General features: G+C 64.0%; 14 protein-coding genes. 6 read left to right on the plus strand and 8 right to left on the minus strand.

The window, feature by feature from the left end; genetic code table 11:
- Positions 1-297 precede the first annotated feature (297 nt).
- Positions 298-438, plus strand: coding sequence for a hypothetical protein (locus QQL87_RS02600; RefSeq protein ID WP_284424101.1), 141 nt, complete (start codon positions 298-300; stop codon positions 436-438).
- Positions 439-562: 124 nt separating this feature from the next.
- Here QQL87_RS02600 and QQL87_RS02605 read toward each other — a convergent pair whose 3' ends face one another.
- Both QQL87_RS02605 and QQL87_RS02610 read right to left on the minus strand, forming a co-directional pair.
- On the minus strand, positions 563-829 hold the full coding sequence (locus QQL87_RS02605) for a hypothetical protein (RefSeq protein ID WP_284415948.1): 267 nt from the start codon (positions 827-829) through the stop codon (positions 563-565).
- A 151-nt stretch (positions 830-980) separates the two neighbouring features.
- A complete protein-coding gene (locus QQL87_RS02610) occupies positions 981-1454 on the minus strand; it encodes a hypothetical protein (protein ID WP_284415947.1) in 474 nt (157 codons plus the stop codon).
- 1452 nt (positions 1455-2906) lie between these two features.
- On the opposite strand from QQL87_RS02610, the gene QQL87_RS02615 reads away from it, so the two are divergent.
- Together QQL87_RS02615 and QQL87_RS02620 are read left to right on the plus strand one after the other, a co-directional pair.
- Complete coding sequence (locus tag QQL87_RS02615; RefSeq protein ID WP_008964615.1) at positions 2907-3062, plus strand: hypothetical protein; 156 nt, start codon at positions 2907-2909, stop codon at positions 3060-3062.
- A gap of 267 nt (positions 3063-3329) precedes the next feature.
- Positions 3330-3608: a hypothetical protein gene (locus QQL87_RS02620; protein WP_284415946.1), complete on the plus strand. Its 279-nt coding sequence runs from the start codon at positions 3330-3332 to the stop codon at positions 3606-3608.
- Between the two features lie 31 nt (positions 3609-3639).
- Here the strand turns inward: QQL87_RS02620 and QQL87_RS02625 are convergent, their stop codons facing one another.
- Genes QQL87_RS02625 through QQL87_RS02635 form a run of 3 tightly spaced genes read right to left on the minus strand, consistent with a single transcriptional unit; the run spans position 3640 to position 4480 of the window.
- Positions 3640-4023 (minus strand): PRC-barrel domain-containing protein, encoded by a 384-nt coding sequence (locus tag QQL87_RS02625; RefSeq protein ID WP_284415945.1) that lies wholly within the window; start codon positions 4021-4023, stop codon positions 3640-3642.
- 48 nt (positions 4024-4071) lie between these two features.
- Entirely contained in the window at positions 4072-4239 is a 168-nt protein-coding gene (locus QQL87_RS02630) for a hypothetical protein (protein WP_284415944.1), read from the minus strand.
- A gap of 22 nt (positions 4240-4261) precedes the next feature.
- The gene (locus QQL87_RS02635) at positions 4262-4480 is read right to left on the minus strand and encodes a DUF6894 family protein (RefSeq protein WP_284415943.1); all 219 of its coding nucleotides are present in this window, start codon (positions 4478-4480) and stop codon (positions 4262-4264) included.
- Positions 4481-4703: 223 nt separating this feature from the next.
- On the opposite strand from QQL87_RS02635, the gene QQL87_RS02640 reads away from it, so the two are divergent.
- Complete coding sequence (locus tag QQL87_RS02640) at positions 4704-5717, plus strand: SDR family oxidoreductase (protein WP_284415942.1); 1014 nt, start codon at positions 4704-4706, stop codon at positions 5715-5717.
- Between the two features lie 165 nt (positions 5718-5882).
- Here QQL87_RS02640 and QQL87_RS02645 read toward each other — a convergent pair whose 3' ends face one another.
- A complete protein-coding gene (locus QQL87_RS02645; protein WP_284415941.1) occupies positions 5883-6080 on the minus strand; it encodes a hypothetical protein in 198 nt (65 codons plus the stop codon).
- Between the two features lie 495 nt (positions 6081-6575).
- Between QQL87_RS02645 and QQL87_RS02650 the strand changes: the two genes are divergently transcribed.
- Entirely contained in the window at positions 6576-12872 is a 6297-nt protein-coding gene (locus tag QQL87_RS02650; protein ID WP_502871123.1) for a HAMP domain-containing protein, read from the plus strand.
- A gap of 13 nt (positions 12873-12885) precedes the next feature.
- Entirely contained in the window at positions 12886-14379 is a 1494-nt protein-coding gene (locus QQL87_RS02655; RefSeq protein ID WP_284416428.1) for an HWE histidine kinase domain-containing protein, read from the plus strand.
- A gap of 19 nt (positions 14380-14398) precedes the next feature.
- Here the strand turns inward: QQL87_RS02655 and QQL87_RS02660 are convergent, their stop codons facing one another.
- Together QQL87_RS02660 and QQL87_RS02665 are read right to left on the minus strand one after the other, a co-directional pair.
- The gene (locus QQL87_RS02660) at positions 14399-16684 is read right to left on the minus strand and encodes an FdhF/YdeP family oxidoreductase (protein WP_284415940.1); all 2286 of its coding nucleotides are present in this window, start codon (positions 16682-16684) and stop codon (positions 14399-14401) included.
- Positions 16685-16944: 260 nt separating this feature from the next.
- The gene (locus QQL87_RS02665; RefSeq protein WP_284416427.1) at positions 16945-17505 is read right to left on the minus strand and encodes a type 1 glutamine amidotransferase domain-containing protein; all 561 of its coding nucleotides are present in this window, start codon (positions 17503-17505) and stop codon (positions 16945-16947) included.
- Positions 17506-17669: the final 164 nt, after the last annotated feature.

Genomic DNA, 17669 nt, shown 5'->3' on the forward strand with positions numbered 1-17669 from the left:
GCATTTTCTCAGCCATTGAACTGACGGCTGGAGATGACCGATGACCGCATTGCTGAGCTTCATTTACGAATCCTATTGCCTGAGCTGCCGGGCGATGTTTCCCGAGCTCGAGACCCATCAGCCGACGGCCGCCGACTGATCATGTGTCTGCCGCGGCCCGCTCAGCCGGTGACGACGGCAACGGCCGCCAGCGCATTAAGCTTTCCTCTTCAGCTTAACGGCGGCTTCCGATTGACGGCCGCGCCGTCATCCGCCACGTCGGGGTGATGGAGCTATGCCATGTTTGAATTAGCTGTTTTGACCGCAATCTGTTGCATTGCCGCCGCCGCCGTCGCGATCATCTATCAACGGCGCCAGGACGTTCTGTACGGCCCCTATATCAACGATGTCTCGTTGTCGCCGGCGCGGCACGATGACGGCGTCGAGGCGTCGTCCTGAGCGGACGCTCCGGTCCGCGGTGTCCTGCGCAGACGGCCTCCGTCACCCCGTCGCGGCGAGATCCTGATGCTCTGGACGAGCAATGCGGGTGGCGTGCCTCGAACCCTGGGGCCGTCGAACGCCGCTAAGCCGGATGCGATCGCCCAGCATCGGCACCGGCGGTGTCCACCGCTGCCCTCTCCAGAGCGCTGCGCCCGCCGGGCTCGCTGAGCAGGGCATCGAGCCGGTCCGGACTGATGCTCTGGCCGCCCGGCGTCTCGATGCTGACACAGGCGGCGCCCAGGCGCAGATAGGTGTTGGCCGTGAGCAGCGCATCCTGCGCGCTGCGGCACCTGATGGTGGCGATCGCGCTGACACTCTCGACCCGAACGGTGAACGACGCGGCAGCCATGAAGCATGAGCCCGTTTGCAAGCGGCGGCTTGACGAAAGCCGAGCTTATGCAACGGGCCCCGACGATCTCATTGAGCTGGATCAAACGGGACGAGCAGCGGCCGTCCGGCTCCGGAGCCGTGTCGGCGCGCGAGAGGCCGCGGCGCCCTGCTCAGCTCCGGTTCAGCGACAGGCTGATTCGGGTGACGAGGCCATCCCAATCGCGCTCCCAGGCCCGGGGATAGTTGATCAGCACGCAATGCACGTAGCCGCCGGCGAAATTGCAGCGGTTGTACCAGACATAGTCGCCCTTGTAGCTCGACACCGCGAAGAAGCGCGAGGTGATGCGCTTGTACTGGATGTTCGGCGGCGGGTTCTTCTTGGCCAGGAACCGCGCCGGCGAGTCCTGCGCGTCATTGGGGGCCGACTGCACCGTCAGGTTGGCACGCCCGTCACCGGTCTGGAAGCGCTGGCCGTAGCCGTCGGGGCGGCCTGCCGTTTCGCTGAAGACCGAGACGGGAATGTCGATCGACGTGCCGGTCTCCGGGATCCGGTAGGTGCTCCAGCGCACCGGCTCGGCCCGCACGGCGCTGCCGCAGCAGGTGACGCCCATGAGCACGGCGGCGGCCTTGATGAGTGAATTCATGTCTGTGATTCCGAACGGCTGGGAAAGCGCCAAGGTTTAACTCGCCTTCGCGGCCCCGCGAAGGCGCAGCTCACCTGTCGCGTGATGAAACGCACGATCCCGAGCGAAGGTTCAAGACGTGGCCCGCGACAGCCCCGGCAAGGACGCTGGTGCCGGACGCGAGCCGCTCCATGGACGCCGCCATCGCGCAAACGGCTGCCCGTCGGCCGACTCACCGTCGTCATCGCCACCGTCCGCGGCGCCTGCCAGCTCTCGCGCCTGCGAATCCGGCCTGCGCCTGAAAAGCATTTTCGCGAGCGCTCTCAACGTGATTTGGCCTGTCCAGTGGCCGGCGGAAAAATATCGCTGTTTCTTTTTTTCGGAATTCGTGTTTTCTGTTCCTGTCCCGCCTCGCAGCAGAGGGGCGCATCGCGATCGTCACGAGCGCTGGGTGCGGGATGCGATGGGCGCGGCGGATGGCAGCATGCTGGTCATGCGGACGAACGATCCGACGCGCACGGTCAAGTCGCGCGGTCCTGATATCCCGATGCTGATATCAAGGTCTGGAGCTCGACGAGGGCTCCGACTGATGGTGGCCAGAAAGCCCGGCGCACCAGGGAGAACGCGAAGCAGCCGTTAAAACCATCGTGCAGGGGATGCCGGGTCGAACCGGCTGCGCCTGTGGTGACTGCCGCCTGCTTTCCTTGTTGCAGGCGGGCCATGGGTGAGGCCTTCACCCGGCATTCCCTGCCCCTCCCGTTGCTGGCGAGGGCTGATAAGCATCCCTCGGGCCACTCAGGCCGCGAGAATGCACGCGATCGTCCGATGCGTGGCATGGCCTGCCGTGCCGGGGCCCCAGCTGCGCTCGAGATGAGACACGCGCGGGATACAACCTCGATGATTGTGCGGCTGTTGTTTGATAACCACATCCACAATGAGAATTCGGCGACGGACTTCCGCCGGCGTCATTCACATGATACCAGTCATGCCACCGATGCTGGCGACCGCGTGGCGACCCCGCCACAGGAATTAACGCTTTGCCACATCGTGGCCGACACCGCGGTGACCCGCCGCTATACTTCGAGTTGCTTTTGCAACCGGACCGGTGGAGCGCCTCCGCCAGTCCCGACAGCGGCACGCACGTGCCGGTCGGAGTCGCGCCAAAGGCTTTCCCACAAGACGTTAAGCTTAAGAACACGCGGCATTGCCGGGCGGCAAGCTCGTAACTTCAGACAACAGCCGAGACGTGTAGCAATACTTCGGCGCAACTCATATCAACCTGAGATTTAATTAACTGATCATTTACTTTCCTCAACTTCGCCCCATTTTCTGCACGATGGTGGGATCATCTTTCACAATTAGAACTCTTCTGGGACTCTCGAGAATGGCTTTCCCTGGAACGGGCTCTAACAACCTCGACGATAATTTTGCATCACTCACTCTCCGTCTTCGTTTCGCGTACAGAGGTCCAAAATGACAACGCTCACCAAGGCTCTCCCGACCCATCTTGAAGAGACCCGCATCGATTCCGAGAAGCTGCGGACTGTCCTGATGCTCTGCGCCGCCACGGCGTTCGGCTTCATCCTTCACGCCACCTACGGCCTCGATCTCAGCTACGCCTTCTTCTGATTGGATCAGCCCACCCGTCATTAGGGCATGGGCTTCATTGCCGGGCGCCATCGGCGTCCTACCGGCTCGCGGGGTCATCTAAAACGCCCCGCGCGTCGCCTTCCTCCAGACATCGCGTCTCACGCGAGGGATTTGGCAGCGGCCCGGCCACGCAGGCGAGACTGCGCTTTTGCACAGCCTGGACGCGCCGCCCCCACAATTCCGCCGTGACCACGCGACAGGCTGCGAGTGTCGAGAATTGCGGTTGCTTGAAGGACGAGTAGCGTCATGCGTTCGCCAGTGTATGATCTCTATCAGATGAAGCAGGACCGTTTGCCGAAGGGTGCCCGTTCGGCATGGCTGAGAACGCGGCCGAACGAGCCGCCGGCCGCAACGGACGACTGGGTGTTCGTCGGCAAGGAGCGCCACCCGAGCCGGTGGACGATTGCAGAGATGAACGAAAAAGGCACGTGCTATCGCGAGATCCCGATCTGGCTGTCGAGCCGGCGCAGCATGATGTCAGCGGGAGCGGCGGCCGAGAGCAGCGTGCAGACGCCGGCAGCGTGATCCGCTGCCGATGCGGCGCCGGTCGCCGTGATCAGGACGGCTGCACTCCGTAGTAGTCGTCCACCTTGCGCCCGGTGGCAAGATCGCCCCAGTCCCACGCGCGCTCGTCGGAATAGCTCGGCGCACCCCGCAATTGCTCGTCGGTCACGCCGGTGACATAGCCCTCGAGCCGGGTGTCGTATTTCAGCGCCTGCCACGGCAGCGGGTAGTGCTCATTGCCGAGCCCGAGAAAGCCGCCGAAGGCCAGCACGGCATAGGACACGCGGCCGCTCAGCTTGTCGATCATGACCCGCTCGATCGTGCCGATCCTGGTATCGTCAGCGCCATAGACGGCCGTGCCCTCCACCTTGTCGCTGCCGATCAGATTGCCATATTCACTCCGGTCGAGCATCGCCGGATCCAGATTGGACGACATTCAACACTCCTCTATTTCAAAGAACCACAGCCCCGCGAGGTTTCGCGCCTATTTTGAGTCCGATGACGTACCCTCGGCCTCCTCCGGATGCCGCGTCGCCTCATGCGACGGGGAATTCGGGGTGGTCGTCTGATGCGCCTGCTGGGCGCGCTCCTTGTCGGCCGGCTGATCCTCGCCGCGCCCGGTCCGGACGATGCCCTGACTCTCACGATCCATCACACACTCCTTTCGCCTCGGCTCAATGCGTCACATCGAGCGGCACGCGGCAGATCTCGTCTCCCGCTTCATTCGTCACCAGCACCGCATAGTGCTGATGACGCAGCTCCGGATGATCGCGAATCAGCTGGCGCGCGATCACGTCAGCCGAGTCCATCGCCTCGACATCGCCCGGAAGCTCGACATGCCGCTCGCCCGTAAGCGTCTCGCTGTTGGTCAGGTCAAATTGATAGAACGGCATCTGTCCTGCCCGAACTCTGCTTCGCCTGCCACCAGCGTGGGCAGCCTGCTGTCCATGATTGAATACGACGCCCGCAGACCGCTTTCGTTCCCGGAACACGCCGCTCAGCCAGGCGCACAATGACGCGCCGGCAGATCGGCATCACGACAGCCAATTTATGCTGTCCCGAAAGAAACGTTCACCGTGCTGGCTTGTTGGTCGCAACCATAAACGGAGACGCTGCATGACAAACGATCCCAAAACTCCGATCTCCCGCCGCCAGATGGTCGGCGGCACGGCGACGCTCGCAGCGGCCTCCCTGACGTCAGCCGCAGCGAAAGGACGTGACACAATGGCGAGCGACTCTTCAACCGATGAGGGGCTGGTTGATCCCACCGGGAACTACCCGAAGCCGCCCTTCGAACGTCAGTCACAGCCCTGGCCCGGCCTTGCCGGCAAGATGTCGCCTCGCCCCGATCACGGTGAGACGAGCTACAAAGGGTCTGGGCGCCTCGCGGGCCGCAAGGCTCTGATCACCGGCGGCGATTCGGGCATGGGTCGCGCAGCGGCGATTGCCTATGCCCGAGAAGGGGCCGACGTCGCGATCAACTACCTCCCGACCGAAGAGCCGGATGCGCAGGAAGTCATCGCACTGATCCAGGCCGAGGGACGAAAGGCAGTCGCCATTCCGGGCGATCTGCGCGACGAGCGCTTCTGCAAGCAACTCGTCCAGCAGGCGGTTGACGCCCTTGGCGGGCTCGACATCGTCGTCAACAATGCCGCACGACAGCAGACGCGCCAGTCAATCCTCGATGTGTCCTCCGAGGATTTTGACGCAACGATGAAGACCAACGTCTACGCGCCGTTCTGGATCATCAAGGCTGCCCTGCCCCACCTCAAGGCGGGCTCTGCCATCATCGGCACATCCTCAGAGCAGGCCTACGATCCTTCGCCTGATCTCTATGACTACGCGCAGACGAAGGCTGCGACCATGAACTATGTCAAATCGCTAGCCAAGCAGCTCGGCCCCAAGGGCATACGGGTCAACGCTGTTGCACCTGGCCCGATCTGGACCCCGCTGCAAGTCTCCGGCGGAGCCACCATGGACAAATTGACGAAATTCGGCGGGCTGACGCCGCTCGGTCGTCCAGGGCAACCTGCAGAGCTCGGGTCCATCTACGTTCAACTGGCTGCAGCGGACGCAAGCTATGCGACTGGCCAAGTCTACGGCTCATCAGGCGGTTCCGGCCAGCCGTAGTCGGTCGGCAACGATATCAGATGCGCGTGGTCGGTTGCGGAAGCGAATAAGCCTCCGTGTGGACTTGGCGGATCGTCGTCAATGCCGCCGCGGCCGACGCAACGCTGAATGCCGTCAGCAGAGCAATGAGTATGACACGAGGAGTCATCGCAGTACTCTCCCTTGCTACATCTCGAAGCGCGCGCCTGCGTTTCCAACCGGCATCGGAGGCACTTCGCCATCCAGCCAGTCCTGTTCGAACGCCAGCGCGCGCCAGCTCTCGGCCATGCGTGAGTAGCGGCGGAATGCGGGATCGCCTCCGGCTCGCTCGGCAAGATGAAGACAGTTTTCGGCGTTGTCTCTGAATAGGTCTGACTGTTTCATGTCGATTAGCTGGTTAAGGCATCAAGCAGCGTCAACCGCGTTACGCGATATTAATGTGGCAGCTGCACCGAAGACGGTGGCTCGGCATTCGCCTCGCATTGCGCGGATACGGCGGTTGCAACTCCCCCCGTGTCGCGCGGGACCGATGAGAAAACACCGTGAAATCGAGCGGAGCGCGTCCCGCCCCCTGTTGTGCTGCGGCGCTTGGGAGCTGACGGCGCCGCCGCTCTCCCTCCCCCTCCGATCGGTCTCGGCGCGGATCGGCGGAGGTCGGCTACATCTCTCCGCGCGTTGTTTGGGTGACGGCTCGGCCGGATGAGCAACATTATTGGAACAATGGCCGATCGACCGCGTTGAGGCGATCGTGCCTGCTCCTGGCGGTTCCATCTGCTGAAGCGAGTAGCATGCGGCTTGATTTGATGGGGTGCCGCGGCTTCTATGCCGCGGCGTTCTGAGACTCGGGCTCCGTTGCCGTCCTGCCTTCGGGGGAACTTGATGAGCGATCTCGATACTGCTGATAGCCCACCGCCCCTGCGGCAAGGCGTCGGTCGACACGGCAATGGACCGGGAACTCCCGACGCCAGCCACGACCTGCTTCGCGCTCTTCAGGCCATGCGCTCGGGCGACTTCTCGGTTCGCATGAGCGGCGACCATCTCGGCATCGACGGAAAGATCGCCGACACGTTCAATGAGATCATCGCCGCAAACGAGCGCATGGCGCAGCAGCTCGAGCGCGTTGGGCAGGTCGTCGGCCGCGAGGGCAAGACGCGACAACGGGTCAGGTTCGGGATCGCCAGCGGCTCATGGGCCGACATGGAAGGCTCGATCAATACCCTGATCGACGACCTGCTTTGGCCGACCCGCGAGGTCACGCGCGCCGTTGCCGCGGTGGCACAGGGCGATCTCCTGCAGACGGTCAAGCTCGACGTCGATGGCCGGCCACTGGGCGGCGAGTTTCTGCAATCGGCGACCATCGTGAACACGATGATCAAGCAGCTCAGCGTATTCACGTCTGAGGTCACCCGCGTCGCGCGCGAGGTTGGAACCGAGGGCAAGCTCGGCGGCCAAGCCCAGGTTCCCGAGGTGACCGGCGTCTGGAAGGACCTGACCGAGAGCGTGAACTCGATGGCCAACAATCTCACCGGTCAGGTCCGCAACATCGCCGAGGTGACGATCGCGGTCGCCAATGGCGACCTGTCCAAGAAGATCACGGTCGACGTCCGCGGCGAAATCCTGCAGCTGAAGGAAGCGATCAACACGATGGTCGATCAGCTGCGCTCATTTGCGTCGGAAGTGACGCGTGTGGCGCGTGAGGTCGGCACCGATGGCAAGCTTGGCGGCCAGGCGATCGTTCCCGGCGTCGCCGGTACATGGAAGGACCTGACCGACTCCGTCAACGCGATGTGCGGCAACCTGACGGCCCAGGTCCGCAACATCGCCAATGTCACCACGGCGGTCGCTCGCGGCGACCTCTCGCGCAAGATCACGGTGGACGTGCGAGGCGAGATCCTGGAGCTCAAGGACACCATCAATACGATGGTCGACCAGCTCAATGCCTTCGCATCGGAAGTCACGCGCGTGGCGCGCGAAGTTGGCACCGAAGGCAAGCTCGGCGGTCAGGCGCAGGTGCCTGGCGTCGCCGGCACCTGGAAGGACCTGACCGACAACGTCAACTTCATGGCCTCGAACCTGACGGCGCAGGTCCGCAACATCGCCGACGTGGCAACCGCAATCGCGAGCGGCGACCTCTCGAAGAAGATTACCGTGAACGTGTCCGGCGAGATCCTTCAGCTGAAGGAGACGCTCAACACGATGGTCGACCAGCTCAACGCCTTCGCCGGAGAAGTGACGCGTGTGGCACGCGAGGTCGGCACCGACGGCCGGCTCGGCGGCCAGGCCAATGTGCTCGGTGTCGCCGGCACCTGGAAGGACCTGACCGAGAGCGTCAACTCGATGGCGTCGAACCTGACCGCCCAGGTTCGCAACATCGCCGAGGTGACCACGGCCGTGGCGAACGGTGATCTCTCCAAGAAGATCACGGTGGACGTCCGCGGCGAGATCCTCGAGCTCAAGGACACCATCAACACGATGGTCGATCAGCTCAACGCCTTCGCCGGAGAGGTGACGCGGGTGGCGCGCGAGGTCGGCACCGAGGGCAAGCTCGGCGGCCAGGCCATGGTGCGCGGCGTCGCCGGGACCTGGAAGGATCTGACCGACAGCGTCAACTCGATGGCCTCCAACCTGACCGGCCAGGTGCGCAACATCGCCGAGGTGGCGACCGCGGTCGCGAAGGGCGATTTGTCGAAGAAGATCACCGTCAACGTCTCGGGCGAGATCCTTCAGCTGAAGGAAACGCTGAACACGATGGTCGACCAGCTCAACGCTTTTGCCGGCGAGGTGACGCGCGTCGCGCGCGAGGTCGGCACCGACGGCAAGCTCGGCGGCCAGGCCGAGGTGCCCGGCGTCGCCGGCACCTGGAAGGACCTCACCGACAGCGTCAACTCGATGGCCGGCAATCTCACGGCGCAGGTGCGCAACATCGCCGAAGTGGCAACGGCCATCGCCGGCGGCGACCTGTCGCGCAAGATCACCGTCGACGTCCGCGGCGAGATCCTGAGCCTGAAGGAAACCTTGAACACGATGGTCGATCAGCTCAACCGCTTCGCGGGCGAGGTGACGCGCGTCGCGCGCGAGGTCGGCACCGAAGGCCGGCTCGGCGGCCAGGCCAACGTGCCCGGCGTGGCCGGCACATGGAAAGACCTCACTGACAGCGTCAACTCGATGGCCGGCAATTTGACCGCGCAGGTGCGCAACATCGCCGAGGTGACCACGGCCGTGGCGCGCGGCGACCTGTCGCGCAAGATCACCGTCGACGTGAAGGGCGAGATCCTGGAGCTGAAGAACACCATCAACACGATGGTCGACCAGCTCAACGCCTTCGCCTCCGAGGTCACACGTGTCGCGCGCGAGGTCGGCACCGAGGGCAAGCTCGGCGGCCAGGCCCAGGTGCCCGAAGTCGCCGGCACCTGGAAGGACCTGACCGACAGCGTCAACTTCATGGCCTCCAATTTGACGGCCCAGGTTCGCAACATCGCGGAGGTCGCGACGGCCATCGCCGGCGGCGATCTGTCGAAGAAGATCACCGTCGACGTCCGCGGCGAGATCCTGCTTCTGAAGGACACCCTGAACACGATGGTCGAGCAGTTGCGCTCGTTCGCAGCCGAGGTGACGCGCGTGGCGCGCGAGGTCGGCACCGAAGGCCGGCTGGGCGGCCAGGCCGTGGTGCCCGGTGTCGGCGGCACGTGGAAGGATCTCACCGACAACGTCAATCTGCTCGCCGCCAACCTCACGACACAGGTCCGCAACATTGCCGAGGTGACCACGGCGGTGGCCCGCGGTGACCTGTCACGCAAGATCACCGTCGACGTGAAGGGTGAGATCCTGGAGCTGAAGAACACCATCAACACGATGGTCGATCAGCTCAACGCCTTTGCCGGCGAGGTGACGCGCGTCGCCCGCGAGGTCGGCACCGAGGGCAAGCTGGGCGGCCAGGCGCAGGTGCCCGGTGTTGCCGGCACCTGGAAGGATCTCACCGACACCGTCAACTTCATGGCGGCGAACCTGACCGAGCAGGTGCGCGGCATCGTCAAGGTCGTGACCGCCGTGGCCAATGGCGACCTCAAGCAGAACCTCACCGTGAAGTCGAAGGGCGAAGTCGCCGCCCTTGCTGACACCATCAACAACATGACCGAGACGCTCGCGACCTTCGCCGACCAGGTCACCAGCGTAGCGCGCGAGGTCGGCGTCGAGGGCCGCCTCGGCGGCCAGGCCAACGTGCCCGGCGCGGCCGGCACCTGGAAGGACCTGACCGGCAACGTCAACCTGCTCGCCGCAAATCTGACGTCGCAGGTGCGCGCCATCGCCGAGGTCGCGACCGCCGTGACCAAGGGCGACCTCACGCGATCCATTCAGGTCGATGCGCGCGGCGAGGTCGCCGAGCTCAAAGACAACATCAACACGATGATCACCAATCTGAGGCTGACGACCGACCTCAACACCGAGCAGGATTGGCTGAAGACGAACCTCGCGGAATTCACCAACATGCTGCAGGGCCAGCGCGACCTCGCCACCGTCGGCCGGCTGCTCCTGACCGAGCTGACGCCGCTCGTGAACGCCCATCGCGGGGTCATCTACCAGGTCGAAGCGGAGTATACGCCGCAGCTTCGCCTGCTCGCCTCCTACGCTCATGACGGCGTCTATCCGCACCGACAGCTCGTGCAGTTCGGCGAGGGACTGATCGGCCAATGCGCCATCGACAAGCGCCAGCGGCTGATATCCGAGATCCCGGCCGATGTCATTCCGGTCGGATCCGCCCTGCTCCGCGCCGTTCCGAAGAACCTCGTGGTGCTGCCCGTGCTGTTCGAGAACCAGGTCAAGGCCGTGATCGAGCTGGCTTCGCTCAGCCCGTTCACGACCTCGCAGATGACCTTCCTCGAACAGCTGACCGATTCCATCGGCATCGTGCTCAACTCGATCGAGGCCACGATGCAGACCGAGGGCCTCTTGAAGCAATCGCAGCAGCTCGCCGCCGAGTTGCAGGCCCAGCAGCGCGAGCTGCAGCAGACCAATGAGCAGCTCGAACAGAAGGCGCAGCAGCTCGCCGAGCGGAACGTCGAGGTCGAGCGCAAGAACCAGGAGATCGAACAGGCTCGCCGCGCGCTCGAGGAGAAGGCGACCGAGCTCGCGCTGACCTCCAAGTACAAGTCCGAGTTCCTCGCCAACATGTCGCACGAGCTGCGCACGCCACTGAACAGCATCCTGATCCTCGGACAGCAGCTCACCGAGAATCCCGACGGCAACCTGACGACCAAGCAGGTCGAATTCGCGCGCACGATCCACGGCGCCGGCACTGATCTGCTGAACCTCATCAGCGACATTCTCGATCTGTCGAAGATCGAATCCGGCACCGTCACGGTCGACGCCGAAGAGATACTCACGGCCAACCTGCTGGAGACGGTCGGGCGCCCGTTCCGGCACGAGGCCGAGAACCGCCTGCTGTCCTTCAACATCGATGTCGATCCGAACCTCGCCCGAAGCATCGTCACGGACTCCAAGCGACTGCAGCAGGTCTTGAAGAACCTGTTGTCCAACGCCTTCAAGTTCACCGCCGACGGCGGGGTCCGCTTGAAGGTGTCCGCGGCGCTCGGCGGCTGGAGCGCGGACCATCCGGTGCTCAACAGCGCCCCGGCCGTGATCGCTTTCGAGGTCACGGACACCGGAATCGGCATTCCTCAGGACAAGCAGAAGCTGATCTTCGAGGCGTTCCAGCAGGCCGACGCCGGCACGAGTCGCAAATATGGCGGCACCGGACTCGGGCTCGCAATCAGCCGCGAGCTCGCCAACCTCCTGGGGGGCGAGATTCACCTCAGGAGTGCGCTGGGCAAAGGCAGCACCTTCACGCTCTATCTGCCGCTGAAATATTCGGGACCTGCCACAGCACCGCGCATCAGCCCGCCGGCATCGGTTCCCTACGTCCAGACGCCAGCCCTGCAGCAGAGCGCTGCGCCCGAGCGCATCATCGAGCCGCCGAAGGACGACCGTCTCGATCTGGCCCCCGGAGATACGATTCTCCTGGTCGTCGAGGACGATCCTCACTACGCCCGCGTCCTGATCGATCTTGCACGCGACAGGGGATTCAAGGTGCTGGTCGCCAGCCGTGGCGCCGAAGCGCTCGACCTCGCCAAGCAATATCAGCCGGCCGCCATCTCGCTCGACGTGTTCCTGCCGGACATGCTGGGCTGGACCGTCCTCAGCCAGCTGAAGCACAATCCCCTGACCCGGCACATTCCCGTGCAGATCATCACGCTCGACGAAGACCGCCAGCACGCGCTGGCGCGCGGCGCCTTCTCCTTCGTCAGCAAGCCGACGACGACCGAAGGCGTCAGCGCGGCGCTGTCGCAGATCAAGGAATATGCCAAGCCCCGGCGCAAGCGGCTGCTGATCGTGGAGGACAATGCCGCCGAGCGGATGAGCATTCGCCAGCTGCTCGACCATGACGACATCGAAATCGTCGTGACGGACACCGGCGCGGGCGCACTCGACACGCTGCGCAGCGCGCCCTGCGACTGCGTCGTTCTGGATCTGCGTCTGCCCGACATGAGCGGCTTCGAGGTGCTCGACGAGCTGCGTTCTGATGAGACGCTGGCCGGCATCCCCGTCGTGGTCTTCACCGGACGCGAATTGTCGGCCGAGGAGGACGCGGAACTGCACACGATGGCTCGCAGCATCGTCGTCAAGGGCGTGGAATCACCCGAGCGGCTGCTCGACGAGACGTCGCTGTTCCTGCATCGCGTCATCACCGAACTGCCGATCGAAAAACAGCGCATGCTGGAGAAGCTCAACAGTTCCGATGAGGACCTGATCGGCAAGACGGTGCTGCTCGTGGACGATGACGCACGCAACATCTTCGCGCTGTCGAGCGTGCTGGAACGCCGCGGCATGAAGGTGCTGACCGCGATCACCGGAAGCGAGGCCATCGATCTGGTCCAGGGCAACCCTGAAATCGCGATCGTGCTGATGGACATCATGATGCCCCAGATGGACGGCTATCAGACGATCGGCGTCATCAGGCAGTCTCCGACGCTCGTCCGTCTCCCGATCATCGCGTTGACCGCGAAAGCCATGAAGGGAGATCGTGAAAAGTGCCTCGAAGCCGGCGCCTCCGACTATCTGGCAAAACCCGTCAACACCGAGCAGCTGCTTCTTGCCATCCGCATGTGGCTGCACCGCTGAACGGCTGATGATCATGGAACATCCGAAGGTCAACATTCTCCTGGTCGACGACCAGCCTGCAAAGCTGCTGGCCTATGAGGTCATCCTGAAGGAACTGGGAGAACACCTCGTGGTCGCGACCTCCGGTCGCGCGGCGCTGGAGATCCTGCTGAAGAACGAGATTGCTGTCATTCTGGTCGACGTCTGCATGCCGGAGCTCGACGGGTTCGAACTGGCCCAGATGATCCGCGAGCATCCGCGGTTCCAGAAGATCGCGATCATCTTCATCTCGGCGATCCAGGTCAGCGACTTCGACCGATTGCGCGGCTATGAGATGGGCGCCGTCGATTACGTGCCGGTTCCGGTCGTGCCGGAGGTGCTGCGGGCAAAGATCAAGGTCTTCACCGAGCTCTACCGCAAGACGCGCGAGCTGGAGCAGCTGAACCTCGAACTCGAAAGCCGCGTTCGCGCGCGCACGGCGGAGCTGGAGAGATCCACGGCCCAATTGCTCGAGAGCGAGCAGCGCCGCAGCATGGCCATCGCGGCCGGCAGGATGGGCTCGTGGGACTGGGACGGCGTCCATGGCGACTGGATGTGGGACGAAGGTCAATACCGCATCTTCGGGGTGACGCCGCAGAGCTTCGAGCTCAACAGCGTGAACATCATGGGGCTGCTGCATCCTGATGATGCCGAGCGCTTGCGGAAGGTCGTCGCTGAGTTCGGCCGGGGAACGACATCCTGCGAGGTGGAGTTCCGCATCAATCGGCCCGATGGCGAGGAGCGCTGGTGCGTCGGAACGGCAGCCGCCACCACGGACAAGGCCGGCCGCGTGATCCGCGTCAGCGGCGTCACCATCGACATCACCGAGCGCAAGCGCGCCGAGGAGCGCCAGAACCTGTTGACGCGCGAGGTCGATCACCGCGCGAAGAATGCCCTGACCCTGGCACAGTCGATCGTGAGGTTGACGAAGGCCGACAGCGTGAAAACCTACGTCAGCGCGGTGGAGGGCCGGATCAGCGCGCTCGCGCGCGTGCACACCATCCTGTCGCTCTCGAGTTGGCAGGGCGCAGAAATTAGCCGGCTCGTCGCAGAAGAGCTTGCTCCCTATGCGCCCAGCGGACAGGTCACCTTCGGCGGCGCCGAATTACAGCTCGAGCCCGCGACCGCCCAGACCCTCGCGCTGGCCTTGCACGAGCTGGTGACGAACTCGGCCAAATACGGCGCGCTCTCCGTCCGCTCCGGCCACCTAGCGGTTGAATGGACCATAGAGCGCGATCACCTCGATCTCTCCTGGATCGAATCCGGCGGCCCGCTGGTCCGGGTCCCGACCTCACGCGGCTTCGGCACCCGCAGCCTGATGGCCAGCGTGGAAAGCCAGCTCGGCGGCAGCGCCGTGTTCGACTGGCGGCCGGAGGGACTGGTGTGTCGCCTTGTCGTTCCGCTGCGCACCGGTGCGTCACCGTCGGAAACGACAGGTGCTCACGGGCAGGCCGCCATCAGCCAGGGGCGCCGGCGGGCCGCGAGCTGATCAGTCTCGTCCGGAACCATCAGACAGCTGCTTCCCGGTCAATTCTGACCGGCACCGATTTCGCAGCGGGCACCTTGCTGCCTTCCGCATAGTGCCACAGCGGGATCAGCCCGTTGCACTCCGGATAATACGCGGCGATGCTGTAGCGGGGAATGTCGAACGTCACGGCCTGCAACCCACCGAGCGCGCGCGCGACGCCATCATCGGCAACGGTCGACAGACGCACCATGTCGCCTTCGCCGACACCGAGCTCGGCCATGTCTTGCGCATTCATGAAGACGACCATGCGGCCACCGCTGACGCCGCGGAACCTGTCGTCCTCGTTGTAGATCGTGGTGTTGAACTGGCCGTCAGCGCGCAGCGTCATCAGCTGGAATACGCCATTGCCCTGCTCCGGCGGGTTCAGCGCTGCCTTCGGCACCGTGAAGTTGGCCTTGCCGGTGGACGTCTTCCACTTGCGCTCGCGCGCGGCGAGCGGCCGTGCAAAGCCGCCAGATTGAAACAGGCGCTGGTTGAAATCCTTGAACTGATCAGGGTAGGTCCGCTCGATCGCATCCCTCACCAGGGCGTAGTCGCCGACCCAGGCATCCCAGTCGACGCGCGGACTGGGCGCCAGCGTCGCCTTGGCGATCCCGGCCACGATGGCCGGCTCCGACAGCAGACTTTCTGCGACGGGCTCGCGCTGGCCGCGTGAGCCGTGGATGCAGGTCGTGGAGTCCTCCATGGACACCGCCTGCGCCCCGCTCGCCTGCCGGTCGATATCGATCCGGCCCAGGCAGGGCAAGAGGTACGTGGTCTCGCCCGGAATCAGATGCGTGCGATTGAGCTTGGTCGCGATCTGCACTGACAGCCGCAGCTTCGACCAGGCCGGCTCCATGAGCGAACGCTCCGGCACGGCCCGCAGGAAATTGCCGCCGAGTCCGACGAAGCCCTTCGCCTCGCCTTTGATGATCGCGTCGCAGGCATCGACCGTGCTGAGACCATCCCAGCGCGGCGGCTCGAAGCCGTAGAGTTCAGCCAGCTGATCCAAGGGCACGAGCTTGGTCTTTTCGGAGATCCCGACGGTGCGCTGCCCCTGCACGTTGGAATGCCCGCGTACCGGCGAAATCCCAGCGCCCGGCTTGCCGATGTTCCCGCGCAGCAGCAGCAGGTTCACGATCATCTTTGCGGTCTCGACGCCGTGGCGATGCTGCGTGATCCCCATGCCGTAGTTGGCGATGACAGCATGTGCCGAAGCATAGACTCTTGCCGTTGCCAGAAGGTCGGACCGATCGAGGCCGGAGGCCCGCTCGATGTCGCTCCAGGCCGCCTGCCGGCAATAGCTCGCGAACTCCTCGAAGCCCGACGTATGCTGCGCGATGAAGGCGACGTCGAGCACGCGCGGACTGTTCTCGGCGACTGCGGCGTCGTCGGCCTCGATCACCGCCTTGCACAGTCCGAGCAGCGCGGCGCCATCGCCGCCGACCCTGAGCTGATGATATTGCGTGCTGATCCGGGTTCCGCCTGTCAACACCATCTGGATCGGGTTTTGCGGATTGGTGAAACGCTCCAGCCCGCGCTCGCGCAGCGGATTGAATGTGATGATGGGAACGCCGCGCTGCGCCGCATGCTGCAGCGGATGCAGCATGCGTGGTGAATTGGTCGTGGTGTTCTGGCCAAAGAAGAAGATGCAGTCCGCCTTGTCGAAATCCTCCAGCAGCACTGTGCCAACGGCTCCGCCGATGACCTCCGGCAGCGCGACCGACGTCGACTCGTGGCACATGTTGGAGCTGTCGGGAAAGTTGTTGGTGCCGTACATGCGGCCGAACAGCTGGTACATGTAGCTCGTCTCGAGCGAGGCCCGACCCGACGTGTACATCACGACCGCGCGTGGATCGAGCCCGTTCAACTCGGCGCCAATGTCGCGAAACGCCTCGTCCCAGCTGACTGCGACATAGCGGTCCGTGGCGGCGTCGTAACGCATCGGATGCGTCAACCGCCCCTGCTCTTCCAGCCGGTGATCCGACCACGTCCGCAGCTCCGCCAGGCTGTGCGAAGCGAAGAATTCTGGCCCAACGGTCTTGCCGGTGATCTCCCACGCGGTGGCCTTGGCGCCATTCTCACAGAACTCGAACGGAAGCGGCTTTGCCGGCTTGGCCCACGAGCAGCTGACGCACATGAAGCCACCCGGCTTGTTCTGCTTCAGCAGGATCTCGCTGCCGAGCAGCACGACCTCCTCCTGCGTGAGAATGCTCGCCACGGAACGAACGGAACCCCAACCGCCGGCGGGAGCGTTGTCGTCCTGAATCTTCGCTTTGTCACTCACGGGCACATCTCCGCGGCCTGAACGCCGGGCAACCCGTGATCAACGCGTAAGTTCCGGCTCTCACAGGAGGTCGCCGGGTGCGTTGAGCAGGCAACGACCAAATTAGGAACCACGGGCTGCCGCCCACGTCTTCCATCTGTCCCCGGCGTTCCCCCATCTCGCCGGAGACACTCCGTGTGGACTGCGGCCCAGCGTCCGATCTCTCGGGCGCTGGGCCCGTCCACGCGAAGCGAGCCGGGATATCACCCGGCTCTCTCGTCTCAAGCGGCGCTGCGCTGCAGATGGCGGCCCTCCTTGATCTCCTCGATGATCTTTGCGCTGAACGCTTCGAGATCACCGGGATTGCGCGAGGTGATGACTCCCTGGTCCACCACCACCGCAGCATCCTGCCAGTGAGCACCGGCATTGACGACATCGGTCTTGATCGACTTGTAGGACGTCATCTGGCGTCCCTTGGCGATGCCCGTGTCGATGAGGAGCCATGGCGCATGACAGACCGCGGCCACGATCTTCTTGGCATCAAAGACCTCCTTGATGAACTTCAGAGCCTTCGGCTCCACGCGCAGCAGATCGGGATTGATCTGCCCGCCCGGCAACACGATCGCGTCATAATCCGACGCTGATGCCTGATCGAGCGTCTTGTCGACGCGGACGGACCGGCCCCAATCCTTCTGGTCCCAGCCTTTGATCTCGCCCGGCGCAAGCGAGATGATCTCCACGGTCGCTCCGGCCTGCGACAACCGATCACGCGTCACTTCGAGCTCGGACTGCTCGAACCCGTTGGTCGCGAGGATCGCGATCCTCTTTCCCTTGATGTCCACCATGATGGTCTCCTTTGTTGATCGACGATCGCAGGCAACCATGCGCAGGCGACCATCGTTCCCTGAAGATCGATGACCAATCGTCACAACTGGTCGATCGGCGGACTGCAGACCGGGGAACAGCAGAACCCGGCCGCCGTTTGGATAGATCAAGCCAATGATCT

Source organism: Bradyrhizobium sp. SSBR45G (assembly GCF_030159255.1).
In the GTDB taxonomy this organism is placed as follows: domain Bacteria; phylum Pseudomonadota; class Alphaproteobacteria; order Rhizobiales; family Xanthobacteraceae; genus Bradyrhizobium.

Excerpts from the sequence above, each read along its gene's own strand:
- QQL87_RS02655 (WP_284416428.1), top strand. The coding sequence starts at position 12,886 with ATGGAACATCCGAAGGTCAACATTCTCCTGGTCGACGACCAGCCTGCA.
- QQL87_RS02650 (WP_502871123.1), top strand. The coding sequence starts at position 6,576 with ATGAGCGATCTCGATACTGCTGATAGCCCACCGCCCCTGCGGCAAGGC.
- QQL87_RS02635 (WP_284415943.1), bottom strand. The coding sequence starts at position 4,480 with ATGCCGTTCTATCAATTTGACCTGACCAACAGCGAGACGCTTACGGGC.
- QQL87_RS02630 (WP_284415944.1), bottom strand. The coding sequence starts at position 4,239 with ATGGATCGTGAGAGTCAGGGCATCGTCCGGACCGGGCGCGGCGAGGAT.
- QQL87_RS02640 (WP_284415942.1), top strand. The coding sequence starts at position 4,704 with ATGACAAACGATCCCAAAACTCCGATCTCCCGCCGCCAGATGGTCGGC.
- QQL87_RS02615 (WP_008964615.1), top strand. The coding sequence starts at position 2,907 with ATGACAACGCTCACCAAGGCTCTCCCGACCCATCTTGAAGAGACCCGC.
- QQL87_RS02610 (WP_284415947.1), bottom strand. The coding sequence starts at position 1,454 with ATGAATTCACTCATCAAGGCCGCCGCCGTGCTCATGGGCGTCACCTGC.
- QQL87_RS02645 (WP_284415941.1), bottom strand. The coding sequence starts at position 6,080 with ATGAAACAGTCAGACCTATTCAGAGACAACGCCGAAAACTGTCTTCAT.
- QQL87_RS02620 (WP_284415946.1), top strand. The coding sequence starts at position 3,330 with ATGCGTTCGCCAGTGTATGATCTCTATCAGATGAAGCAGGACCGTTTG.
- QQL87_RS02625 (WP_284415945.1), bottom strand. The coding sequence starts at position 4,023 with ATGTCGTCCAATCTGGATCCGGCGATGCTCGACCGGAGTGAATATGGC.
- QQL87_RS02605 (WP_284415948.1), bottom strand. The coding sequence starts at position 829 with ATGGCTGCCGCGTCGTTCACCGTTCGGGTCGAGAGTGTCAGCGCGATC.